This is a genomic window from Methanogenium sp. S4BF, from assembly GCF_029633965.1.
Classification (GTDB): Archaea; Halobacteriota; Methanomicrobia; order Methanomicrobiales; family Methanomicrobiaceae; genus Methanogenium.
In genome coordinates this window covers 440,240-463,496 of sequence record NZ_CP091277.1, presented here as the reverse complement: position 1 = coordinate 463,496, position 23,257 = coordinate 440,240, and the positions used below count along the sequence as shown (strand labels likewise).

Annotated in this window: 20 protein-coding genes; 7 read left to right on the top strand and 13 right to left on the bottom strand. The window is 53.6% G+C overall.

Annotated elements, in window-relative coordinates:
- Positions 1-27: 27 nt before the first annotated feature.
- The 4 genes from L1S32_RS02285 to L1S32_RS02270 form a co-directional block, all read right to left on the bottom strand.
- Complete coding sequence (locus L1S32_RS02285) at positions 28-1,113, bottom strand: ABC transporter ATP-binding protein (protein WP_278155766.1); 1,086 nt, start codon at positions 1,111-1,113, stop codon at positions 28-30.
- Between the two features lie 3 nt (positions 1,114-1,116).
- Entirely contained in the window at positions 1,117-1,806 is a 690-nt protein-coding gene (locus L1S32_RS02280) for an ABC transporter permease (protein WP_278155764.1), read from the bottom strand.
- Between the two features lie 58 nt (positions 1,807-1,864).
- The gene (locus tag L1S32_RS02275) at positions 1,865-2,842 is read right to left on the bottom strand and encodes a substrate-binding domain-containing protein (RefSeq protein ID WP_278155762.1); all 978 of its coding nucleotides are present in this window, start codon (positions 2,840-2,842) and stop codon (positions 1,865-1,867) included.
- Between the two features lie 76 nt (positions 2,843-2,918).
- The gene (locus L1S32_RS02270; protein ID WP_278157118.1) at positions 2,919-3,395 is read right to left on the bottom strand and encodes a pyridoxamine 5'-phosphate oxidase family protein; all 477 of its coding nucleotides are present in this window, start codon (positions 3,393-3,395) and stop codon (positions 2,919-2,921) included.
- A 168-nt stretch (positions 3,396-3,563) separates the two neighbouring features.
- Between L1S32_RS02270 and L1S32_RS02265 the strand changes: the two genes are divergently transcribed.
- Positions 3,564-5,180: a putative manganese-dependent inorganic diphosphatase gene (locus L1S32_RS02265; RefSeq protein ID WP_278155761.1), complete on the top strand. Its 1,617-nt coding sequence runs from the start codon at positions 3,564-3,566 to the stop codon at positions 5,178-5,180.
- A gap of 138 nt (positions 5,181-5,318) precedes the next feature.
- Here the strand turns inward: L1S32_RS02265 and L1S32_RS02260 are convergent, their stop codons facing one another.
- The 4 genes from L1S32_RS02260 to carA form a co-directional block, all read right to left on the bottom strand.
- Positions 5,319-6,659 (bottom strand): PEGA domain-containing protein, encoded by a 1,341-nt coding sequence (locus tag L1S32_RS02260; protein WP_278155760.1) that lies wholly within the window; start codon positions 6,657-6,659, stop codon positions 5,319-5,321.
- 84 nt (positions 6,660-6,743) lie between these two features.
- A complete protein-coding gene (locus tag L1S32_RS02255) occupies positions 6,744-7,619 on the bottom strand; it encodes an A/G-specific adenine glycosylase (RefSeq protein WP_278155759.1) in 876 nt (291 codons plus the stop codon).
- A 13-nt stretch (positions 7,620-7,632) separates the two neighbouring features.
- Entirely contained in the window at positions 7,633-10,800 is a 3,168-nt protein-coding gene (gene carB / locus L1S32_RS02250) for a carbamoyl-phosphate synthase large subunit (protein WP_278155758.1), read from the bottom strand.
- Complete coding sequence (gene carA, locus L1S32_RS02245) at positions 10,800-11,855, bottom strand: glutamine-hydrolyzing carbamoyl-phosphate synthase small subunit (protein ID WP_278155757.1); 1,056 nt, start codon at positions 11,853-11,855, stop codon at positions 10,800-10,802. Before carA ends, carB begins: the two co-directional genes overlap by 1 nt.
- A 185-nt stretch (positions 11,856-12,040) precedes the next feature.
- Here carA and L1S32_RS02240 point away from each other — a divergent pair, with 185 nt between their 5' ends.
- Positions 12,041-12,379 (top strand): hypothetical protein, encoded by a 339-nt coding sequence (locus tag L1S32_RS02240; RefSeq protein ID WP_278155756.1) that lies wholly within the window; start codon positions 12,041-12,043, stop codon positions 12,377-12,379.
- 323 nt (positions 12,380-12,702) lie between these two features.
- Positions 12,703-13,023 (top strand): hypothetical protein, encoded by a 321-nt coding sequence (locus L1S32_RS02235; protein ID WP_278155755.1) that lies wholly within the window; start codon positions 12,703-12,705, stop codon positions 13,021-13,023.
- Positions 13,024-13,073: 50 nt separating this feature from the next.
- Here L1S32_RS02235 and ilvD read toward each other — a convergent pair whose 3' ends face one another.
- Positions 13,074-14,723 (bottom strand): dihydroxy-acid dehydratase, encoded by a 1,650-nt coding sequence (ilvD, locus tag L1S32_RS02230; protein WP_278155754.1) that lies wholly within the window; start codon positions 14,721-14,723, stop codon positions 13,074-13,076.
- 124 nt (positions 14,724-14,847) lie between these two features.
- On the opposite strand from ilvD, the gene L1S32_RS02225 reads away from it, so the two are divergent.
- Positions 14,848-15,822 carry an ROK family protein gene (locus L1S32_RS02225; protein ID WP_278155753.1) on the top strand — a complete coding sequence of 325 codons (975 nt, stop codon included), beginning with the start codon at positions 14,848-14,850 and terminating at the stop codon, positions 15,820-15,822.
- Positions 15,823-16,024: 202 nt separating this feature from the next.
- On the opposite strand, the gene L1S32_RS02220 is transcribed toward L1S32_RS02225, so the two are convergent.
- Positions 16,025-17,248 carry a hypothetical protein gene (locus L1S32_RS02220; protein WP_278155752.1) on the bottom strand — a complete coding sequence of 408 codons (1,224 nt, stop codon included), beginning with the start codon at positions 17,246-17,248 and terminating at the stop codon, positions 16,025-16,027.
- 175 nt (positions 17,249-17,423) lie between these two features.
- Here L1S32_RS02220 and L1S32_RS02215 point away from each other — a divergent pair, with 175 nt between their 5' ends.
- Both L1S32_RS02215 and L1S32_RS02210 read left to right on the top strand, forming a co-directional pair.
- Complete coding sequence (locus L1S32_RS02215) at positions 17,424-17,864, top strand: hypothetical protein (protein ID WP_278155751.1); 441 nt, start codon at positions 17,424-17,426, stop codon at positions 17,862-17,864.
- Between the two features lie 249 nt (positions 17,865-18,113).
- Complete coding sequence (locus L1S32_RS02210; protein WP_278155750.1) at positions 18,114-18,713, top strand: HD domain-containing protein; 600 nt, start codon at positions 18,114-18,116, stop codon at positions 18,711-18,713.
- A 141-nt stretch (positions 18,714-18,854) separates the two neighbouring features.
- Here L1S32_RS02210 and L1S32_RS02205 read toward each other — a convergent pair whose 3' ends face one another.
- Positions 18,855-20,492, bottom strand: a complete 1,638-nt coding sequence (locus L1S32_RS02205) for a hypothetical protein (protein WP_278155749.1) — start codon at positions 20,490-20,492, stop codon at positions 18,855-18,857.
- A 704-nt stretch (positions 20,493-21,196) separates the two neighbouring features.
- Complete coding sequence (locus tag L1S32_RS02200; protein ID WP_278155748.1) at positions 21,197-21,700, bottom strand: hypothetical protein; 504 nt, start codon at positions 21,698-21,700, stop codon at positions 21,197-21,199.
- Between the two features lie 425 nt (positions 21,701-22,125).
- Here L1S32_RS02200 and L1S32_RS02195 point away from each other — a divergent pair, with 425 nt between their 5' ends.
- Positions 22,126-22,365 (top strand): hypothetical protein, encoded by a 240-nt coding sequence (locus tag L1S32_RS02195; protein ID WP_278155747.1) that lies wholly within the window; start codon positions 22,126-22,128, stop codon positions 22,363-22,365.
- A 169-nt stretch (positions 22,366-22,534) separates the two neighbouring features.
- Here the strand turns inward: L1S32_RS02195 and L1S32_RS02190 are convergent, their stop codons facing one another.
- On the bottom strand, positions 22,535-23,185 hold the full coding sequence (locus tag L1S32_RS02190; protein ID WP_278155746.1) for an AAA family ATPase: 651 nt from the start codon (positions 23,183-23,185) through the stop codon (positions 22,535-22,537).
- Positions 23,186-23,257: the final 72 nt, after the last annotated feature.

Here is a 23,257-nt window from a genome sequence, read left to right as displayed (position 1 = left end):
GGACAATAAGCGCTCCCGTTGCCGGTATCAGCGAGCCATCACATGAACGGCTTCCGGGTGAAACGAGACCCGGACAGGATCACCCGGCTTCACCTTCACCCGCTCGGCAAACCGCCAGCCGACGACCAGCTCCAGCGGAATGCCGCAGTCGACCATCACATGATGCTTCGGACCGACAAGGGTGATTCCGGTGACCGTGCCATGAAGATGGTTTCGTATCCTGTCCGTATGCCCCGCAAACCGTTCCTTCATGTGCAGGTGCATGTCCTCGGTGCGGATACACCAGGTGACCAGTGCACCCTCAGGCAGTGGAGTCTCTCCATAGACCTCTGTGGTACCGGACCGTATCACCGCAGTCCCGGCGTCATTCCTTTCAATCTCACCCTCAAAGACATTGTCAAACCCGACAAACCGGGCGACATCGCCACTCACCGGAAGGGTGAAAATTTCCTTAGGAGTCCCCGACTGCACAATTCGTCCGTTCATCATCACCCCGATACGGTCCCCCATCCGCTGGCCCTGCACCATATCGTGAGTGTTCATGATGATCGTCGTGTTGTAGGTGTCACGGGTATAGCGGATTATCTCCTCAATTTTTTCCGTGGTGACAGGATCAATATTGGACGTCGGTTCGTCAAGAAGAATGATTTCGGGCCGGGTCACCATCGTACGGGCAAAGGCAACACGCTGTTTCTCCCCGCCGGAGAGGCTGCGGGCAACCCGCTTTTCGTAGCCCTCAAGCCCCACCTCCCGAAGGGTCTGTGACACCCGCTCGTGCAGATCCCCGGAGGATATTTTCCGGAACCGGAGCCCGTATGCCACATTCTCAAAGACCGTCCCCTGGAATATGGCCGGGTTCTGAAAGACCATGCCGATTTTTTTCCGTATCTCCTGGTGACGGGAGTCGCCATGAGAATAGAGCGACTCATCCCTGATTGTTACATCCCCGGATGTCGGCACTTCAAGCATGTCGATAATCCGCAGGAGGGTTGATTTGCCCTGCCCGGAGGGGCCGATGATGACATAGATTTCCCCCTCGGATACCTCGAGCTCAACGCCCCGCAGTACCTGAGTAGCGCCGAAATCCTTCTTCAGGTCCTCAATAGTAATCATTGGTCAGTTCCCCCTCCGGATGGATGTCATGACAAAGTTCACAATCAGGGCGATAAAGAGCAGAATGATGCCCAGTGCCATGGAAAGTTCAATATTTCCCATCGAGGTTTCGAGGGATATGGCGGTCGTGAGAATGCGGGTAAACCCCTTGATATTCCCACCAATCATGATTGCCGCACCGACTTCCGAGATGGCCCGCCCAAACGCCATTGCAATCGCTGCATATATCACAAACCGGACTTCACGGAGAATCGAGACCAGAAACTGAAGATAATCCGCACCCAGCGATATGATGGTGTCTTTTACAATCGGGTCAAGGGATGTCACAGCAGAGTAAGTCAGCCCCACAAGAATCGGGATGACGAGAATGACCTGCCCGATGATCATGCCGCCGGGGGTAAAGAGCAGACCCAGAAATCCCAGAGGACCCTGGCGGGAGAGCATGAGAAATACCAGCAGCCCGATGAGGACCGTCGGCAGGGCATAGAGCGTATGAACGAGATTAACAAGGCTCGTTTTCCCCCTGAAGTCATGAAATGCAAGATACAGCGCAATAGGTATTGATATGGCAGATGCAATCAGTGTCGCTGAAAAGGTGATGTATATGCTCCTGAATGCAATCTCATAAACTTCAGGATTCAGGGTCACAATGAGAGTGACCGCCGTAAAAAATCCATCAATAATCTCACTCAAGAATACGCACCTGCTGTTTCATTCATGCGTACAAGAAGTTAAAGAATTCGAAAAAAGGTTAGGCAGGGATGGGATCCTCTGCTTCAGCCTGGGTGATGCCCATGACTTCCCAGTTTCCACGTGATTCAAAGAAGAGCGGCTGGCCGTAGATGTCAACACCAAAGGTGCCGATGAACTCCTGTGTCTCCGGGGTGATCAGGTAGTTGATCCATGTACGTGCCATCTCGCTGTTCACATAGTCATACTTCTCCGGGTTGATCATCATTGCACTGTAGACATTCAGGAGGGAATCTCCTTTGTCGACAAGAGGCACGAGGTCAAGGTCGGTCTGGTAGGAGAGGTAGGTTCCGGAGTCGGAGAGAGTGTATGCCAGCTTCTCATTTGCATGAGTAAGGGTTGCACCCATTCCCTGGCCGCCTTCGACATACCAGTCGCCGGAGCCTTCAACATCTGCGGTATAATTATACCCTGCAAGGGCCCAGAGGGACTTTTCCTTGGAGTGGGTGCCTGAGTTGTCACCGCGTGAGATGAAGACGACCTCCGGGTTGGTCTGTGCAGTCTCGTAAATGGTTGACAGTGCATCCTCTGCTGTCATGCCGGTAATGCCTGCGGGGTCTGACCCGGGTCCTACAATAATGAAGTAATTGTAGGCGATGCCACGGCGGTTGATACCATATCCGTCATCCATGAACGTGTTTTCGCGGGCACGGTCATGAACCATCAGGACATCAACATCTCCGCGCTGTCCGTACTCAAGTGCCTTGCCGGTACCGGCTGCAATGATCTGCAGGGTAACGTCGTGGTCTTTTTCAAACCGCTCTTTCAGGGCTTCAAGAAGGCCGGTGTTGTCCAGGCTTGTTGTTGTTGCAATCCTGAGCAGTTCGGGGTTTGCCACAGGTGACGTCCCTTCCGGTGCAGCGGTGGCTGCCGGAGTGGGAGTTGCTGTCTCAGTGCCGGAATCTGTTCCCGTGCACCCACACACAAAGGTTACACTGAGAAGAACAAGTAAAACCAATACAATTTTTTTTGCATCCATGTTAACCAGAATTAGATTAACCAAATCCTCATATAAAGATTGTTAAAAAGAAAAGATATTATGGAACATATGAGTACTAGAGATTTTTCAGCGCCACAATATCCGCCACACCCGTGAGTTTCCAGATATTTGAGCGCTCTTCTTCCAGAATTGACTCAATCGGATCTGATGGATCGTGACCCAGTGCCGCAAGGATATTATGGGAGAGCTGATGCTCACGAATGAGGTCTAAAAACATCTTCCGCACTTTCTTTTTCGTGATGGCGTCCTCTTCCTGCACAAGGCGTCCCTGCATGGTTACAAAGGTATAACAGGACATATCTGCAGAGTAGCGTTCCACCTCAACCGAAACATACGGGCTCTTTCTGAAAAGATCGTTTTTTCTGCCGTATTTCGTTGAGAGGAAATAAAGAAAACTCCCGTCAAACACGTACATAAACGGTGCAATATAGGGGTATTTCTCTCCCTGAAAAGCAATTCTTGAGACATATCCCTCACGAATAAGTTCGTCATATTCCTCTTTTTTCATCTGCGGAATCTTGATGATCTCCATCTCACACCTCACACGGTATACTCCGGATTTTTGCACTCATACTAATAAAAGACTTGTATTTAAACCGGAGGAATCTGAATACCTAATTCTGCCCCCGGCGCCACCCACATAATACATATCTGTCTCCCGGTTAAATTACATGCAATCAACCATTTCAGGGAGACGGGCATGAACCAGGTTTACATCATCGGGCACAAGAAACCAGATACAGACAGTATATGCAGCGCTCTTGCGTATGCGGCATACCTGAACAGAAAAGAACCCGGAAAGTATATTGCGGCGCGCTGCGGGCCGGTCAATCCGGAGACTGCCTTTGCGCTGAAGACATTCGGCTGCGACGCCCCCGAGTACGTCGAGAGCGTCGTCCCGAGTGTCTCTGATATGCCGTTTACCTATACCATGAGTGCCCCTGCTGATCTCCCTACCATCGATATCGCAGACCTTATGACCACCCATGATGTCCGTAACTATCCGCTCACCGATGATGAGGGCCGGTTCCTGGGTATTCTCAGTGAGTATGGTCTGGCGCGCACCTATGTCACCCGCCAGAAGATAGAACAGCTCTCATTTGCCCCGATAACACTGGAGAATCTCAGCAGAATCCTAAACGGCACCATCGTTGTCCCCTCGGACGACCTCATCGAGGGGAAGGTATACACCGCAATCGATGCCCTCCACGTCACCCTCTCGCGGCTGACAAAAAATGACATGGCAATTGTGGGTGACAACGAACCCGTCCAGCTTGCACTTATCGGAGCAGGCATCGCTGCCCTCATCGTTGCTGACAACGCACCAGTGGGCGAAAGGGTCATCCGCGATGCAAGAGAACGGGGGGTTGCCGTCCTTTCGACAAGCCTCGATGCCTTTGGTGTCGGAAAGATGATCAACCTCTCACTCCCCGCCCGAAATATCATGGCCACCGACTGCCCGGTGATCACACGGGACACGACCATCGAGTACGCCAAACATCTGGTGTCAGAATCGCGGTATCGTACTGCCTGTATCGTGGGTGAGGACAACCGCTATCTCGGTATGCTCTCACGAAACACCTTCCTGCAGGAGGTGGCAAAACAGCTGATTCTCCTCGACCACAATGAGTATGCACAGGCTGTTGACGGTGTCGAAACGGCAGAGATTCTTGAAATCATCGATCATCACCGGATAGGCGCCATCACCACCCTCAGGCCGATACGGTTCTTCAATGATCCGGTCGGCTCGACATGCACCATAATCGCCGGGAAATACATGGAATCGGGCACTGACCCCGACCCCCGGACAGCAGGCATTCTCCTCTCAGGCATCCTCTCGGACACCCTTGTTCTGCGCCTCTCAACAACCACCGAACAGGACCGTACGGCAGTCAGATACCTTGCAGAGCTGACCAATACCGATGTTGAGGAGTACGGCACCGAACTTATTCGCAAAGGGATGGACTTCGGTGATGCCTCGCTGCGTGACCTGCTGACAGCCGACATGAAGGCGTATGAGCTCTTCGGCAAATCCATTGCCATCTCCCAGGTGATGGTGCCGACCTATGAATTTGCAGAGACACACAGAACAGAGATCCGCAAAGAGGCAGATATCATCCGGTCCGCGCAGAATCTGGACATTTTCGTGGCGCTTTTTACCAGTGTATTTGAAGACGGAAGTATAATCTTCACATCAGCCCCTGCTGCCGTTCTCGAGAGTCTGGAGCTTGCAGACGGCCCGGTCACGATGAAGGGAGTGATGTCACGCAAGAATGACTTCATCCCGTATCTCGGAAATCTGCTGAAGAACAGCTGAGTTTCCAGCCCCGGAACCTCTTTTTTTCCACTGCCGTGTCTGCCACTTAGTATTATGGTACAGTCCGGAAATGTTTCTCTTCGCTCGAAAAAAAGATAAAAAAAGAGTGAAAGCCGGATTCAGCAATAATCCATAGGATTATTCATCCGGCCGGCGCAGAAGGAGAACGGCTGCGAGAACCAGTCCGGCAAGAACCGGCAGGAATCCTGCAGGGACCGGAGTGGAGACAGGAGTCGCGGCGTTCATCTGTGCGACCACATTTACTGTATCGCCCGGAAGCAGGTTTATCGTCGTCGTCCAGTCATTATAGCCATTTAGACGTATCAGAACCTGATACTGCCCCGCCTTCATCGGCAATGTCACCGGTGTGATGCCTTTTACAGCATTATTGATGTAGACGTCTGCACCCGATGGTGCTGATGATAATGAGAGGATTCCCTCTGCATCGGGGTCTGTTCCCGGGGTCTGGGTCGGACAGGGAGTAGCGGTCTCCACCGGGGTGACCGGAACACCCGGCATAGGGAGGGAATAGAGATACAGTTTGCCATCAGATGAGGCCACCGCAAAGATACCTCCAGAGGGTGAAAGGGAGACGCCGTTTACCGTTGCAGAGGCGGACACCTCTGTAACCATCTTTCCCTCTGCGTCATAGATGGCGGTGATACTGTCCCCGCGTCCCAATGCAACGTATACCCCCTGCAATGTGGCGGAGACAGCATTGACCTGAGATGTGAGCCGTATCTGTGTCACGATTTTACCCGTATCATCAAAGACATAGGCATAGGCATCATTGCCTGCTGCAATCAGGTATCTCCCGTCCGGAGAGAGGTCAAGCCCAAACACCTGTCCGTTGATCTGGTAGTTCCAGACCTTCTGGCCTGCACTGTCCACCACGGTCACCAGGAAATTTCTGGTCCCGGCCCCGATCAGACTGCCGTCGGCGGTGACAGATACGGAGAGAACAGCCGAGTTCAAACTATATGACCAGTCCTCCGAACCCGTATTTGTGTAGCGGTAGACCTTTGCATCGGCACAGCCCACCGCGATCACTGACCCGTCTGCTGAGATATCCACATCACTGATTTTGCCCTTGAACCGTTTGGACCAGAGCAGCGTCCCTTGATTGTCATAGACAAGGAGGTCCCCGATATCCGTTCCTGCAACAACATATTCGGCACCCTGCGAAACGGCCACACCCCAGACAGGAGAGTCGGTTTCAGCCGTCCAGAGATGCTCTCCTTCAATCGTGAGGAGGTACACTTTCCCGTTGTAGGTCCCGCCTGCCACATATGCGGCATCAGGGGAGATGTCGCAGTCATACATATTTGTCGGCTGGGAATAGACCCATTCTTCCGTTGCAGCAGGCGTTTGTGCCCCTGCACTGCCTGCCAGTGACGCACATCCTATGATGGCAATGAGCAGGATCATCATTACCCGGGCATGCCTCAAAGCAGGCATCCACGCATCAAACAGTTTCATTCCATTCACCACCTGATACTTCAGCGTATCATATACCTGAGGCTTCGTGATACGACTATTTAAGACTGTGACATCAGAGATCCACTATGCAATCCTCAAACGCCCCGATTCCTCTGAAAGAAGGCATTCTCCCACCATTTTCCGAATGATTTTTCGTGTGCGTTCCGGATCATCCCCACAGACAGTAATCACCGCATCTGACGATGAAGGACCTTCATCCAGCAGATAACGCAGGATTTGCCCCCGGATCTGCCGGTCGGAACCAACAAACGAGGCCTGCACCGTGTAGCTATGGCTCCTTCGGTTCGGATTTTCCACCGCCTGTTTCAGCATGGCGCCATAGTCCATCAGTGCATAATACCATTCCCGGGGATTGATCCAGTCAAGAGTCTGCCTGACAAGCGGCCGGATTTGGTCGTCATGCACCTTCCCCTCTGCCGGGAAGAAGAAATGAATAAAGACCCGCCGGATATTGGTTTCGATAAAGACGACCGGTGCATTATACGCAAATGCGGCGATGGATGCGGCAGTGGCGGGCCCGATGCCCGGAAGGGTGACAAGCTCCTCCGGCGTCTCGGGGAGCCTGCCCCCAAACCGGTCCATCACCTGCCGGGCGGCGTCCCGCAGCATCTTTGCCCTTCGGTTATATCCCATCCCCTGCCAGACACGCAGCACCTCCTCAAGCGGTGCTGCTGCAAGTGCGGCAAAATCAGGGAATGCTGCCATGAACTCCGGATATTTTGTCGCGACCCGTGCCACCTGTGTCTGCTGGAGCATCACCTCTGAGACGAAGATGGCATAGGGGTCTGCCGTCTCCCGCCATGCCATCTCCCTGCGATGCGTCCGGTAATACTGCCAGATTAACTCCCGGAACTGCGACGCAGCGTCCGGGGAGAGAAGCGTATACGCAGAATCAGCGGTAAACGGTGTGGCAGTATGGACAAAAAAAGGGGAGGACAAATGGGATTTGGGGTTAGCCATGATGATAATGCGATAAAGGCTCAATCGTGATTGAATCCTTCTTCAGGCTGCGGATTGCCTGGGCTGCCGCATTGGCCGCCTGAATAGTGGTGATATACGGAATATTGTAGTCAAGCGCCGCCCTCATGATACGGACATGGTCCTGCCGGGAGTATTTTCCGGCGGGTGCGTTGATAATAAGCCGCAGTTCTCCCCTGCGCATCACATCAATGACATTGGGTGAGCCTTCCTGCACCTTTCTCACGAGGCTTGCAGGAATACCCTGGGACTCGAGGAATGCAACCGTCCCTTCGGTTCCGAAGATCTTCAGGCCCAGTTCGTGCAGGTTCTGTGCTGCGGGGAGGATCCCCTCCTTGTTTTCCGTGCCGACCGAGATGAAGACGTTGCCTTCCAGCGGCAGTTCATTGTCCGCTGAGAGGCAGGCCTTGTAGTAGGCACGGCCGAAGTCGTAATCAATGCCCATCACTTCACCCGTTGATTTCATCTCCGGGCCAAGAACAATGTCAACACCGGGGAGCTTGTTGAAGGGCAGCAGCACCTCTTTTACGGCAACATGGGACATGACCGGCTCGGTATACCCCATATCAGCCAGTTTCTTGCCGAGCATCACCTTTGCGGCAATCTTTGCAAGCGGCAGACCGGTTGCCTTCGAGACAAAGGGAACCGTCCGGCTGGCCCGCGGATTGGCCTCAAGGATATACACCACCTCATCTTTCACCGCAAACTGGATGTTGATGAGCCCGACCACGCCAATGCCCACGGCAAGATTTCGGGTATGCTCCCGCACCGTCTCAATCACGTTCGCGGTAAGAGACTGGGGCGGAATCACGCAGGCAGAGTCACCGGAGTGCACACCGGCCTCTTCGATGTGCTCCATGATGCCTCCGATAAGGACATCTGTCCCGTCGCAGACCGCGTCCACATCGATCTCGATTGCATTCTGGAGGAATGAGTCGAGGAGTACCGGATGCTTCCGGCTGACCCGCACCGCCTCACGGATATAGGTCTGCAGCTCAATCTCATCGTGGACAAGCTCCATTGCACGCCCGCCAAGCACATAGGACGGCCGCACCAGAAGCGGAAATCCGATCTTCCGGGCGATGGCGAAGGCCTCCTCCTCGGAGTAGGCAGAACCATTCGCAGGTGACGGGATACTGAGTTCTTCCAAAAGCTCGCTGAACCGCTCCCGGTCCTCTGCCATGTCCATCGCATCCGGGGCAGTGCCGAATATTTTGGTCTTCAGGTTTCCGGACTGCACCGCCCGCTCCAGCGGCAGGGCAAGGTTGACAGAGTTCTGGCCGCCGAACTGGACCATCACACCGGCATAATTGTCGGACTTCAGGATGTTGGTGACATCCTCAAGTGTCATCGGCTCAAAGAAGAGCCGGTCGGAGGTGTCATAGTCAGTCGAGACGGTCTCAGGGTTGTTGTTGACAATATGCACCTCGACGCCTTCCTCACGGAGGGCCATCACCGCATGCACCGTGCAGTAGTCAAACTCAATACCCTGCCCGATACGGATGGGGCCGGACCCGAGGATGAGGACTTTCTCTTTTTCATCGGGGACAATCTCGTTCTCATCTTCCCAGGTTGAGTAGAAGTAGGGTGTGGTCGCCGGAAACTCGGCGGCGCAGGTATCGACCATCTTATAGGTAGGCATACCGCCCACATCCCCCACCGTCTCTTCGGAGAGGCCGGAGAGGGTCGCAATCTCTTCTGAGGAGAAGCCGGCCCGGCGGGCTGCCCGGATGGTTTCATTCGAGGGGTTGCCTGCCGCAAGCGTCTGCTCCATCAGCACGATATTGCGCATCTTCTCCAGGAAAAAGGGTGCGATAAAGGTCAGGTTCGCCACTTCAGCGACGGAGAATCCAACCCTGAACGCATCAAAGATGCACCCGAACCGTTCATCGGTCGGGTTTGCAAGAAGCATACGGATCTCCGATTCAGAGGTATGGGAATGGATATCGGTATCCAGAGACCGCATCGCCTTTTTAAACGCCTCTTCCAGCGTACGGCCGATGGCCATCACTTCACCGGTTGACTTCATCGCTGTGGTGAGTGTCCGGTCTGCATTCGGGAATTTATCGAATGGCCACCGCGGCACCTTCACAACCACATAGTCAATCGCAGGTTCAAAGGATGCGGGGGTGCATCCGGTGACCGTGTTCGTGATCTCGTCTAAGTTCAGGCCGATGGCAACCTTTGCCGCCACACGGGCAATCGGGTATCCGGTCGCCTTGGATGCCAGTGCTGAAGACCGTGACACACGCGGGTTGACCTCGATAACCCGGTAGTCACCGTCCTTGTACGCGAGCTGGACATTACAGCCGCCCTGCACGTCAAGTGCCCGGATGATCTTTATGGATGCCGTCCGCAGCTTCTGGAACTCATCGTCTCTCAGGGTCAGGATAGGTGCAACGACCACACTCTCGCCGGTGTGGATGCCCATCGCATCGACATTCTCCATGCCACAGATGATGATGCAGGTATCAGCAGCGTCGCGCATCACCTCAAACTCGATTTCCTTCCAGCCGATGACACTCTCTTCAATGAGCACCTGGTGGATACGGGAGCGCTGCAGACCCATCTCCACAATCCGTTTCAGGTCTTCTGCCGTGTAGGCCACACCGCCGCCGGCACCACCAAGGGTGTAGGCAGGTCGGATGATGGCGGGAAGACCGACAGTCTCGAGCGCCTGATCCAGCTGGGACATATCCCTGAGGATCATGCTCCGGGGGACAGGTTCACCGATGCAGTTCATCAGGTCACGGAACTGTTCCCGGTCTTCACCGCGGTAGATGGCTTCCAGTGGGGTGCCGAGGATCTCCACACCCTCAAGAGCGCCCATCTCAGCCAGTTCTGCCGTCATATTGAGGCCGGTCTGGCCGCCCATCCCGGAGAGAATGCCATCCGGCTTCTCCTTCTGGATGATCTTTGCAATGATCTCCGAGCGGATTGGCTCCACATAGATGACATCCGCCATCTCCGGGTCGGTCTGAATGGTTGCGGGATTGGAGTTGACAAGCACAACCTCTACTCCTTCCTCACGGAGTGCACGGCATGCCTGCGACCCGGAGAAGTCAAACTCTGCGGCCTGTCCTATCTGAATCGGACCCGAGCCTATCAGGAGCACTTTCTTGATTTCTGGTCTCAGCGGCATCAGGGAATCCTCCGGTACATCATATCAAATATCAGTTCCTCGGTATCATAGGGGCCTGCGTGGGCCTCCGGGTGGAACTGGACCGTGAACAGGTCCAGATCTTCGCAGAAGAATCCCTCGAGGGTCCCGTCATTGACATTGGAGAACAGCAGTTCACAGCCTTCCGGAAGGGAATCGCCATCCACCGCAAACCCATGATTCTGGGTTGTGATGAAAATTCTGCCGTCGCGGTAACGAACCGGCTGGTTTGACCCGCGGTGTCCGAACTTCATCTTGTAGGTCATCCCTCCGAGTGCGAGGGCCGTTACCTGATTGCCCATACAGATCCCAAAGATCGGGATCTTTCCGATAAAGTATTGGATCGTCTTTATTGCATCCACAGCACGCATCGGGTCACCGGGGCCGTTTGTGATAAAGAGGGCCTGGGGTTTTATTGCCTCAATGACATCAGGGCGGGTGTTATGGGGGAAGACATACAGGTCAGCACCGCGCCTCTTCAGGCTTGCAAGGATATTGCTCTTCACGCCAAGATCCAGGACTGCGATACGCTTCCCGGCCCCTTCGATGCGGAAGGGCTCCCTGCAGGAGACCTGTGGAATGAGATCAATCTCTGTGAGCGGCCGCTGGTTTCGTGCACATTCGATGGCGTATTCACCATTGTCGTCCCCGACAATCAGTGCCGCACCCAGTGTGCCGTTTAACCGTGTTGCAATGGTCAGTTTCCGTGTGTCGATACCGGAAATACCCAGAAGACCATTATCCGAAAAATAATCACCCAGGGATGGCGTGGCTGCCGGGGATTTGCACAATTCCCGCACCACACATCCGAGGGCATGAACTTTACTACTCTGGAAATTATCAGGGTGCACCCCGTAATTCCCAATGAGCGGATAGGTAAACATCAGAATCTGACCCTTATAACTCGGGTCGGACAGTGCCTCCATATAGCCGCCCATCTGAGTGGTAAATACTAATTCACCGGCAGAGGAACCTTCAACGCCGAATCCCTCGCCGATATAATATTCACCGTTTTCAAGACCCAGAACCGCCTTCATTGAATAACCATATGTATTGAGGGGGATTCCCTATTAAAAACTCGTAAGAATCCATGGAAATCACAGATGATATCATCATAAAACATGGGTGGAACAGGATTTTTGACAGAAGAGCAGGGTGAACATCAAATAACCGGTTCATTTGCGCAGAAATTAAGAAGGCCAAAGAATATACATTTACGGCAATGGCAGAGACAACTGAAATTGAGATCATCGGATTTTCCGACAGTGCATGCGGCCCGTTTCCCTGTGATGAAACCCGCACCTGCGAACTCACCGAATGTGCCCCTTCAGAAAACCTGGTGAAGGCATTTGCAGCCCTGAAGACCGAGCTTCAGGCACGCTATCCGGATGTCACCCTGAAACTGACTCTTCTGGATGATGAAGTTCCCGCATATGTGGTAAAAATTGTCGAGGAGCATCAGCCGCCCCTTCCAATCATTCTGATAAACGGCACTCTTGCACCGGTCGGCCGGATTTCACTGCCCCTCATTACTGAACAGTTAGAACGCCTCACCCGCTAAAATCGCCTGCGGGAACAAATCCCATCTTTTTTGCCCTGAATGGGAGAACAACTGCCGCACGGCACCCACACATATTCGGCATCGTTTCCTTTCAGTATCACCCCATCAGAAAGACAATCCTTCCTTCAAAAGCTTCAGGCATCGCCGCTGCGCGCAATGGCATTCCGGATTGACAAGTGAGATGCACCGGAGATAAAACCACCATATCTCACCGGTATACACATGAGAGTGTCCTCCAAATCCCGGAGGCAAAGAACCACACCGGGGGTCACCACCCCCTGAACCGGCGAATTGTTTATTACTTACCAGCAGGAGTATAGTCCATGCCACCCAGGAAAAAATACCGGAGTCCTGATGTAACCCCGAGAGCGAAGAGGACGGTTCATGGCATCAGCCAGGACATGAAACGGAAACGCGAAATGTACCGCCATCACCCGTATGACCACCTGCACCCTCACCCTGCCCATCACCCATGGGAGCACCCCAACCTTCCGCCGGACCACGACCCACATACCCTTCTCCACGAGGAGGAACTTGGCCCCCACACCAATCAGCCCGGCCCGATCCGGTTTGCCACCAAAATTACCCAGACAGGACGCAGAGATCTGAGATCAGAAGAGCACAAACCGGTAGAGAGACAATGAGGCGCGATACCTGCCCGACCAGGGCCTGAGATAAGGAAAAAGAGAGTATTTTATTTTTTCTTCATGACAGCGCCGCGGTCTGCCTGACATACCGCTGCCGCATACCGGCTGAGAACACCGGAGAGGTTCTTTTCAGGAATAACCAGGGATTTTCTGCGTTCGTCGAGCACGTCCGGCAGAACGTCCAGGTCAATCCGGTTTTGGAAGAGGTCAATCGTGATGCTGTCACCCTCCTCCACCAGTGCAATAGGGCCGCCCACCGCTGCCTCCGGGGCGACATGCCCAAAGCATGGCCCCCGTGTCCCGCCGGAGAACCGGCCGTCTGTAATCAGGACAACACGGGTGAGCCCGCGTCCCATGATGGCTGAAGTGGGAGAGAGCATCTCCGGCATGCCGGGCGCACCTGCAGGACCCTCATACCGGATGACAATGACATCGCCTTCCACGATGCTGCCGGAGAGAATGGCCTTCATTGCCGCATCCTCGGAGTCAAAGACACGGGCCGGGCCGGTGTGCTGCCACATCTCATCACAGACACCTGCTGCTTTTATCACCGCACCGTCGGGTGCAAGGGTTCCTCTGACGATCTTCAGCCCCCCGGTGGCATGCACAGGGTCAGAGAGCGGCCGGATGATGGTGTGGTCTCCTGCCGGTGTGGCTGCCGCGAATGCTGCGACACAGGCGCCGGACACGGTCAGCGCATCCTCAAGGAGGGGGCCAAGTTCGTGCATCACGGCAGGAATACCGCCTGCATAATAGAGTGTCTCCATTGAGTGGGGACCGGAGGGCTGCATGTAGCAGATGTGCGGCACGGCGGCGCTTATTTCATTGAAGTCATCCAGCGTGAGGGGCACACCTGCCTCCTCTGCCACCGCCATCAGGTGCAGGACGGTATTCGTTGAACCACCCAGCGCCATATCCACCCGGATTGCATTGCGCATGCTCTCTTTTGTGATGATGTCACGCGGCGTGGTCCATTCCCGGACCAGGCCGACGACCCGTTCTCCGCTCATCCGGGCAATCGCCAGTTTCTCCGCATGCACCGCCGGTGTCGCAGCACACCGCGGGAGAGACATGCCGAGGGCTTCGGTCATGCAGGCCATCGTATTTGCGGTATAGAGGCCCTGACAGCTGCCGCAGCCGGGCATCGCACACTTCTCGAGGGCGATGAGTTCGGCTTCGTCCATGGTCCCTGCGGCTACTTTTCCGACGCCTTCAAAGACGTCGATGAGCGAGAGTTCCTTTCCGCCGCATTTTCCGCCGAGCATCGGGCCGCCGGTCACCACAATCGCCGGAATATTGCACCGGGCAGCAGCCATCAGCATACCGGGGACAATCTTGTCGCAGGTGCAGATGCAGACCAGCCCGTCAAACCTGTGGGCCTGAATCATGAGTTCGACAGAGTCAGCAATCGTCTCACGGGACGGGAGGGAATAGCGCATCCCCTCATGGCCCATCGCAATGCCGTCGCAGATGCCGATGGTGTTGAACTCAAAGGGAACACCGCCACCTGCGGCCACACCCTCACGGACACGTTCTGCCACCTGCCGGAGACCAACGTGACCCGGCACAACGGTATTCCATGAATTGGCAATCCCGATGAACGGCTTGTTCAGCTCGTCGTCTGTTATCCCGAGAGCCCGCAGAAGAGACCGGTTCGGTGCACGGACATACCCTTGTTTCACTTCATCGCTGCGCATGAATACTCGTATATTGATGAACGTGAAGCAATAAAAATGAGATGTGCACGACCGATCTGGTTCATATATCTGGTGCAGCGGTCGCATGCACACACTTCGTGCACGGATCATGGAAAAAGGGACAATGAAACACGAAACGGGAGTATGTATTGCAGCAGCAGACATTGGGGCGACCCATGTGAGGAGTGCGGTCTTTGCTGATGATTTTGCCGGTGAGGGAGAATGTCTTGTCTGCCGGAAGGAAGCGCTCTGCCGGGACGGGGCGGACGGGACAGCGGTGACGGCACAGGTCATCCGGATGATCAACGCTGTCTGTGATGAGGCAGGCTGCCGGCCGGATGCGATCGGCATCAGCACGGCAGGCCCGCTTTCGGCAGGAAAGGGGAGCATCCACAAGAGCCCGAATATGCCGTATTCCGACATCCCGCTGAAAGAACCGCTGGAAGCGGCCTTTGCCTGCCCGGTCGCTATTCTCAACGATGCATCGGCAGGTGCCTACCATGCATACCGGAGCGGTGCCGGGATGAACTGCCAGAACCTCGTCTACCTGACCGTCTCCACCGGCATCGGCTGCGGCATCATCTCCGGCGGCCGCCTCGTCGAGGGGGCGAATGGCAATGCCGGGGAGATTGGCCATTTCTGTGTGGACACGGTCTATAACCTGCCCTGCGGATGCGGGGGGCAGGGCCACTGGGAGGCCTATGCTTCGGGGAGCGGCATCCCCCGGTTCTTCCGGGCGTGGTGCGGCAGGCATGATTTCGGACAGGCCCCGGCTGCAGGGCCGGACGTCACCGCCGAAACACTCTGTGCGGCGGCCCGTGCGGGTGACCCGGACATCACCGCATTCTTCCGGGAACTTGCCGTGATTAACGGACGCGGCCTCTCCACCATTATTGCTGCTTATGCCCCGGAGATGATCATTGTCGGAGGGCCGGTTGCGACCGAAAACCCGGATCTCATCTTTGAACCGGCACTCCGGCACATCGATTCGTATCTTCCCCGTCCCGAAATTACGCTCAGCAGGGCTGATGGCATGGCTCCGCTTATTGGAGCGGCGGTTTTTGCAGAGGAGAGATTAAGAATTCAGCAGTGTCTTTGAGGAATCATCCCTGAAACCGGAAGGGCGAATCCATCTCCCGGCATTCGTCATTAGGGTTCTGGTTCGCTGAAAAACGCCACTTCTGCAATCCCCCATTCTCCCGGGTACATTCCAGAGTGAATGAAACGGGCCGGATGACCTTATATCAACGTGATGAAACACATTCCTAAAAATGGAGCAATAGCGTGTGTTTTTCTTTTCTTCACTGTAACAGCAAATATTTCCTAAAGAGCGTGATCGCCTTTCGTGTCCCCTCCCTCGCCCGTTCACTGTCCTGGTAGCCCATGGTGACGGTCATTTGCCCCCGGAACGTGCTGGTGATGAAACAGGTGCAGGGCATGTAGCACCCGGGGTAGCAGACATAGGCATCGGTGAGCCCCTCCATATCCGGGAGGGAAACAGGTCCCGGATTCGAGACAAAGATATCCGCGAAACCGGATCTCTGAAGGGCTGCCATTTCCTCCGCCATCCGGTGAATCTGTCTGCCTTCCGGGTCGCAGGCCATGTCCATGAAGACCTGTTCACTGATGCCGATGGCTTTTTTCTTCAGGAGCTTCGTCTCCCTGATGACACGGGGAAGAATCTCTTCCATTCCTTCTCCGGCCCTGCGGTCGAGAGTGATGCAGACATTGGCAGCCTGGTTGCTCATCACCCGGGACCCGTCGTTTTTGTACCGGCGCAGGTTAACAGGGAAGAAGACGTTAATTGGCCCCATGTGGCCTGTGAGGTCACTCATGGAGAGAAAGTAGGCCGCGATTACCGCATCATTGATGCTGCCCCCGAACGCCTTTACACGGGTCCGGATTGTCTCCATGACCGGGGAGCTGATACATTCCCGGTGAAAATCAGAAGGCTCACGGGACGTGCCGAATGGATCCGGCCACATAGGGTTTATCACGTTCATGTCCGGAGATTCCGGTGTTCCCTGCAGTTCGATACTCCGGGTCCAGAGCGTGTCACGTGCCGGAATTTCCCCTTGTGCGGGACGGATGCTGCCGGGTGTCTGGTATTCCTGCAGCAGCTGGGACATGAGCGTGTGCAGACCGAACGCATCGGCGGCAGCATGAGCGAGGTTGATGACAATCACATCACCCGACGGTCTTCGCAGCAGCCGTACGCGAAACTGCAGCGGCCCGTACGGATCAACCGGCCCGATGACATGGGAATGATAATTATCAGGGCATTCCTCCACCCGCACCGGAGGGATTCGGACATCATCAACCAACTCCCAGACTGCCGGGCCGTTCCCCCGGACAAGCCGGCTGTGAAGAACAGGATGGGCCATAAGACACGCCAGGGACGCCTGCTCCAGAGCGTCAGGAGCAAGGCTTTGGTCAAACTCCATCACCCCACACAGGGTGGCATCCCCCATGAGCCGGATGGAATCGGTGAAAAGGTCAAGGGACGAGGCATCACGGGTGTACATTCCCAAATGTGGAATCTCAGGACTGATAAATTACATTCTGAAGACCTACATTAAAACAACAGTACAGTGCCCTGTGGGACGATAGGATGCCTGACCGGCCGGGCCCGTGGACCGGGAATACCCGGCCGCACCAAAAGATCCTGTTTATCTCTTTTGCGGGCTTCATCACCATACGATGAAATTAAATTCCATACTATGTGCGGGGATCCTCCTCCTCGCCGTGCTGATCTGCGGGTGTACAACCACTCCTCAGGAGAGTAGCGCTGCTGTAGAGAACCCCGACCTGATCGGGAACTGGACCGGTACGATGACCGGCTACGAATATGGAGAAGGCTACACCAACTATGCCGGTGCACTCATGACTCTCTCAATCACCGAACAGCAGGACCGGATATTTTCGGGAGAGATCTCCTTCACGAACCAGAGTGGATATCCCATCTGGGAACCCCTCACATGTGCCGGGGTCCTCGGCCCTGACAGCAGGACGCTGACCCTGGTCGAGGAGGGGGGAGGCCATTCCTCCGGCTCCCTGATCGCTCCGGACGAGATTGAGGTCGTTTACCTGGATGCAGGAGAGCCCTTCAGCATCGCAATCAATTCACTGAAACGGAGTTAAGAGAGAGAGGCTCCCCCTTTTTTCTTTTTCATACAACGGGAGCGGCCCCGTTCCGGGACCATAATCAGGAGAGATTAAAGACAACGTAACTATTTTTTATGAACATCACCGCACTGTTATAAAACAGATCTATTTTTATTAGATCGGACTTTCCGCTCTATTCAGGCCCGGATGACACTTCCTCCGGTGAGGTACGGCCCTGCCATTTCCGACCCCTTATCTCCACCCGGCACCAACCATTTTCTCACCATGCAGAGCACAGAGATGGAGACAATGCTGGCCTATGTCGAGACATTCTTCAGGCAGTCAGGGGCCCATGATCTTGACCACGTCCTCCGCGTCACCCGCCTCTGCGAGGAGATAGGGAAGGCCGAGGGTGCGGATATGCGGGTCCTCATCCCGGCCGCCCTCTTCCACGATATTGCCCGTCCCATTGAGGAGGAGACCGGCATCCCCCACGAGGAGGAGGGGGCACGAATAGCAGAAGATTATCTCAGGAAGGCGGGTTACGACGCGGAACGCATCGCAAAAATCGTCCATGCGATACACACCCACCGCTTCAGCACCGGCCCCGAACCAGAGACACTTGAAGCACGAATCCTCTCTGACGCCGACAAACTCGACGCCATGGGGGCGGTGGGAATCGCACGGACGTTTATGCAGGCAGGCGAGCACGGGGGCGGCATCGGGGACGCCGTGAGCCACATCCATGAAAAACTGCTGAAGCTTCGGCGACTGATGTACACGGACGCCGCAGTGGAGATTGCTAAACGGAGGCATGCTCTCTTAGAGCGGTTTATTGATAGTCTGGAGGACGAGACTGGGTCCGGCAGAACACCGATGGTGTGACCTCCTGTGCAGTCGGGCAGAGATGCGTCATCTCCCCGGACCTGACGAAGAGGCAGGATATCTTCGCCCCGAGGATCGTCCCGTACTTCTTTTTATGTATCGGGCGCGTCAGCTTCTCCACGCCGGGGCATCATGAAGAAACTACTCCGTATCAATGCATCTGGATACAATTTTCCAGTCATGTGCTTCCCTGAAGGTCATCTCATTCATCTTTTTTATCAGATTGCACAATTCCCCTGTGTCTGTAGCATATTCCATTTCCGTTATGACTGCCGAAAGATGACGAATAATCTGTGAATACCTCTCTGATTTTCGGAAATATTCTCTCTGAACCCGTATTGCACTCACTGCCGCTCCGAACGCAGGTATTGTGATAGAGAGAAAAGCGATGAACAGCGGGACTCCGATATCAAATAATTTTTGCCCATGGCCGATACCGAGTGCATGGGCAATTGCAAGAATCATGGTACAGATAAACAGAATCAGTGCGAAATTTGCTAACACATTATATCTGAATCTGGCAACATCCGCCTTTTTTTCATAAAAATTCAGTCTTTTCCTGATCCAGGCTGATATGATAAATTCCCTGATGGATTCAAGGGGGACTTCCCTGTTGCAGGATATCATCCTGCCTGAAGAGACCATGGTTTCAAACGCCATGACCATCCAGTCGTTCGGCGTCCTCACCGGGGTCATGAAAGGTGCAGTATCTGTTGTCTGACAGGAAATGCAGATAATCCGGGTATAGAATGCTGTCCTGATCCTTTCAGCAAGGAAGGTGTAATCTATTGATTTCAGGTGGAAATCGCCGACCTTTGCAGCTTCCATTAAGATAATGATTACTCCGATAAATGCAACTTCAATCCAGATCAGGCCGGGATTTTCCGGGAAAAAAAGAGTCTGCATGGTAATGGTAAAAATTGCCAGCGCTGACAACAGTGCGATCGTCACTCCTTTGAGCGCATAGAGGAAATTGTATCTGGTCTCTAACGTTCTGACCTTGATGTAATGTGACAGGAGAGATTCATAGGAGAATGTTATTGCACCCTCTTCAAAACCTGCAGCCCGAAGATCATGTTCCAGATTTTTTATATACCGTTCTTTTTCAGCGATAAATTTTGCAGGCTTTACGTTTTTGCTGTTGTAGAAGTTAATCTGTGCATATGAATTGAATATGTTATCATTCGAAGGCAGTTCCGTTATTCTGCCGGTTTTGGAATCAATTGAAACGACGGACCTCCCATAGCGTTTTGCAAGGGAATATGCGTTTTTACCATCGTTTCCTGCTGTTTCAGGTCCTGTTCCGATAATGATTACAAGACTGCTGTACTCAGTGATTGCCATTGATACCGGATCATACCCAAACGTCTTGAATTCAGGAGATATCTCACAGATTTCATACGGAGTGTCTTCAAACAGTGGTTCTGTTAAAATCCCTGCATCGTATTTCAGCCTGAAAAACAGCAATTCTGGAGGAGAGTTTTCTTTCCAGAAATTGCAGGATAAAATCGTTTTTACAATATCTTCTTCAGTTCCGTACGTAACGGGCAGAATGAACCGGAATGTATGGGGTGTTTTCGTAAAAATGGACTTCATCCGGGAAAGGGTGGTATCCAGGGAATGAACGGATATATCGGTAATCAACCCATCCCCTTCAATAAACAGTCCGATATTTACCGTAACCGGGAGGGCACCCGGCATGGTTACATCGATTTTACTATCACAGGGGATTGGGTCAGCATTGTCTGTCTCAGGCGATCTGCACAGATCCAAAATCATGGTTTCACCGGAGGATTCATTTTTAGCCACTCATGATGTCTGATTCCAGGGAGCGATGCAACATGAATGCCATTAGGGGAGATAATGGTTAACCGGTATATGAATCCTCGGCTCTTTGGTATTTTGTGTGGGTGGAGAGAACAATTCCCACTTTTCTTACTGAACCATTTACGTTCATACCCTTCGGTGGAAAGGGAACCAGACCCCCAAAAGGGGATTTTGCGTTATCCGAACACGTTCGGCATGCATACCATCTGCACAGCCGGAACACCGCGTTGAATGGAAGAATTGCAGAACTCTTCATGGTATGGTTCTCCGGGAAGAAACAGGACCGGTTCACTCTTATGATGGATGGTCTGATCATCCCATGATCCGGAAAATGCCTGTTTCCACCGTCGCAGATTATTGGAAGAGTATGATACCGGACCAGACTGCCGCCGGATATGATGTGAATGCAGTGAAGGTATGTGACGGTTCCCTGACGTATCAGCCGACAAAAGCGGGGTGATGTTTTTTAAAAGGGTACGGATACATCCGGCTGATGCTGAACGGGAACTTCGAAGATCATATTTCGTAACAGTTCAGGCATGAGAATGTGAATTGAAAGTGGCCTCTCTCCTTCCTGTTTCGCCCGGATATGTGCCAAAACAGGGGTGGAGGCCACCCTGTTTCAGGTTGCAGCTGCCGTTTCCGGCCCGGACTGCTCAGCCCAGCTCCGGCTTCCCGTCGGCCCACGCCTCAACGGTGGCCCGGATAGCATCATCCGCGTAGGATGAGATGCGGACCCTGGTGCGGGAGAGCGTGACAAAGTAGGTCTCCCCCGAGGGGTCGTGGCACTTCAGCCTGCAGGAGAAGGTGTCCTTTGCGGTGTCGCGGGACTGGGTGCCCCCGATTGCCGCGGCAAGGTCGTCGTCTGCCATCACATGAGCGGCAGCGGTGCCGAATGCAGTGACGGACGCCACTTTGACGGAGACGTCGCCGATGGTGTCGGCCTCAAGGTTTTCATAGACAAACTTCACATCATACGTTTCTTTGGACCGGATAACCGGGTCCATGGTCACGCCCTGTTCGACATACGCAGTGCAGCCGAAGGGATTGGTGTCGATGATGTCCTGCACGAGGGCATCGAAGGTGGTGATGTCGGCGATGGGGATGGTCAGGTCCCGCACCGCACTCCTGGTGTTGGTGGTCTGGATAAAGTCAGCCATGGTATGGCACTCCTGCCAGCCGGTTCCCGGGATGCGACTGACATATACAACTATTACTTTGGGTAATATTAACGTGCCTTAACATTGGGTCACATCCAAAAATCATCGATGGCATGAACGAAAACGGCGGATGATTTGACCAGAAAAATGTACGGGACGGACCACCGGACTCCCGGACATACGGTTCAGACCCCCATCCGCATCCGGGACGAATACTATCTGCAAAGTTAAATTTGCACCAGATATTTGATTTTAAAAGAGAGCATGTGAGAGAAGAACAGAATTCAAACAAAACGGGAGAGCAGCAACAGCCTCCTCCGATCCGTACCCCGGATGAATCTATCGGGCAAACATTACTACAAGTAATATTTATCTGCATTCACCGCAGAGTCTATGCACAGATTATCAGGAGATGCTGAACGAAAATGAAGGATGATGTAACCGCCCAAATCATCGAGACGCACCGCGATGTGAAGTGGATCTGCCGGACGCTCGAAGAGATGAAAGAGACGGATGCAGACTTCGAAGGCCGCATCCGGAACCTCGAAGGGTGGCGGGCCGAAAAGGCCGGGGCAGAGAAGCGGACCGGCGGTATTGTTGCGGGTGTGAGCGGGATTGTCGGGGCACTTGCGGCGTGGGCGGTGCAGTGGCTGGGGATGGGGTGAATTACCTTCTAAGTCCACGGATAAGGCTGAATTACGATTCAATCCGCATATATCGCAGAATAATTTTCAAATTTCTTTTGCGGCTTTTTTTTGGAAGGATGTATTTTCATCATCTCCAGAATACCGGAAGTCGTGGAAAAAAAGCATCGGAACGGCCGATTTCCCAAATTCACCTATAGCACCGGACCTGAATACCCATTTTATCAAGCGGATAAACCACGTATTTCACAACCCACTCAACCACATCCTCATCATCAACCAGCCAGACGATCATTTCAGGTTCGGTATCATCATCTGTTTGCATGATTTTTTGAAACAAAAGTTTTGGATCGGTTTTTTCTGAGGAATTATCAAAGATGAGAACTTCATCGGCAATCACAATCATTTCTGGCAAAAAAGCGACGGAACGTCCATATCTTCCCCGGATTTTCTCTTCCGGCACATCATGGCCACCCTCTCTAAACCGGGATTGAACGCGGGCAACATTGATATCAGCGTCTTTTGTCGTAACGTATGTCAGATGAATCCGATAGCCTTCTTCCTTTGCGTATTTCAAAATATTCAGGCGGCTTTCATGAGAGAACACCGTTTCCCATGCAAAGGATTTTCCTGCTGAGATCATTTCTTCAAGCCGTCTTTCGGTCTCTTCCCGTGCCCGGATTGACTTTTCCAGACCAGCGGGCATAATTTTAATTTCGGGATCTTCACGTAAACAATAATCCGGGCTTAAATAGTCTAAAGAGCCATCTGAGAGAAATGGGGCCATTATTGTGGATTTACCGGATCCATTTGGCCCGGCAAAAAGAAATAACTCTTTCATCGGTTTTATCTGCCGCGAGCTTTACTATATGTCCGACGAGCAACTTTCTCTAATATTATGTCTGTAGCTTTA

Bases quoted from the DNA above. Each gene is read 5' to 3' on its own strand.
- L1S32_RS02200 (WP_278155748.1), bottom strand. From the start codon at position 21,700: ATGGCTGACTTTATCCAGACCACCAACACCAGGAGTGCGGTGCGGGAC.
- L1S32_RS02210 (WP_278155750.1), top strand. From the start codon at position 18,114: ATGCAGAGCACAGAGATGGAGACAATGCTGGCCTATGTCGAGACATTC.
- L1S32_RS02275 (WP_278155762.1), bottom strand. From the start codon at position 2,842: ATGGATGCAAAAAAAATTGTATTGGTTTTACTTGTTCTTCTCAGTGTA.
- L1S32_RS02235 (WP_278155755.1), top strand. From the start codon at position 12,703: ATGCCACCCAGGAAAAAATACCGGAGTCCTGATGTAACCCCGAGAGCG.
- carB (WP_278155758.1), bottom strand. From the start codon at position 10,800: ATGCCGCTGAGACCAGAAATCAAGAAAGTGCTCCTGATAGGCTCGGGT.
- L1S32_RS02190 (WP_278155746.1), bottom strand. From the start codon at position 23,185: ATGAAAGAGTTATTTCTTTTTGCCGGGCCAAATGGATCCGGTAAATCC.
- L1S32_RS02195 (WP_278155747.1), top strand. From the start codon at position 22,126: ATGAAGGATGATGTAACCGCCCAAATCATCGAGACGCACCGCGATGTG.
- L1S32_RS02215 (WP_278155751.1), top strand. From the start codon at position 17,424: ATGAAATTAAATTCCATACTATGTGCGGGGATCCTCCTCCTCGCCGTG.
- L1S32_RS02265 (WP_278155761.1), top strand. From the start codon at position 3,564: ATGAACCAGGTTTACATCATCGGGCACAAGAAACCAGATACAGACAGT.
- L1S32_RS02240 (WP_278155756.1), top strand. From the start codon at position 12,041: ATGGCAGAGACAACTGAAATTGAGATCATCGGATTTTCCGACAGTGCA.
- L1S32_RS02260 (WP_278155760.1), bottom strand. From the start codon at position 6,659: ATGAAACTGTTTGATGCGTGGATGCCTGCTTTGAGGCATGCCCGGGTA.
- L1S32_RS02220 (WP_278155752.1), bottom strand. From the start codon at position 17,248: ATGTACACCCGTGATGCCTCGTCCCTTGACCTTTTCACCGATTCCATC.
- L1S32_RS02285 (WP_278155766.1), bottom strand. From the start codon at position 1,113: ATGATTACTATTGAGGACCTGAAGAAGGATTTCGGCGCTACTCAGGTA.
- L1S32_RS02205 (WP_278155749.1), bottom strand. From the start codon at position 20,492: ATGATTTTGGATCTGTGCAGATCGCCTGAGACAGACAATGCTGACCCA.
- L1S32_RS02225 (WP_278155753.1), top strand. From the start codon at position 14,848: ATGAAACACGAAACGGGAGTATGTATTGCAGCAGCAGACATTGGGGCG.
- ilvD (WP_278155754.1), bottom strand. From the start codon at position 14,723: ATGCGCAGCGATGAAGTGAAACAAGGGTATGTCCGTGCACCGAACCGG.
- carA (WP_278155757.1), bottom strand. From the start codon at position 11,855: ATGAAGGCGGTTCTGGGTCTTGAAAACGGTGAATATTATATCGGCGAG.
- L1S32_RS02270 (WP_278157118.1), bottom strand. From the start codon at position 3,395: ATGGAGATCATCAAGATTCCGCAGATGAAAAAAGAGGAATATGACGAA.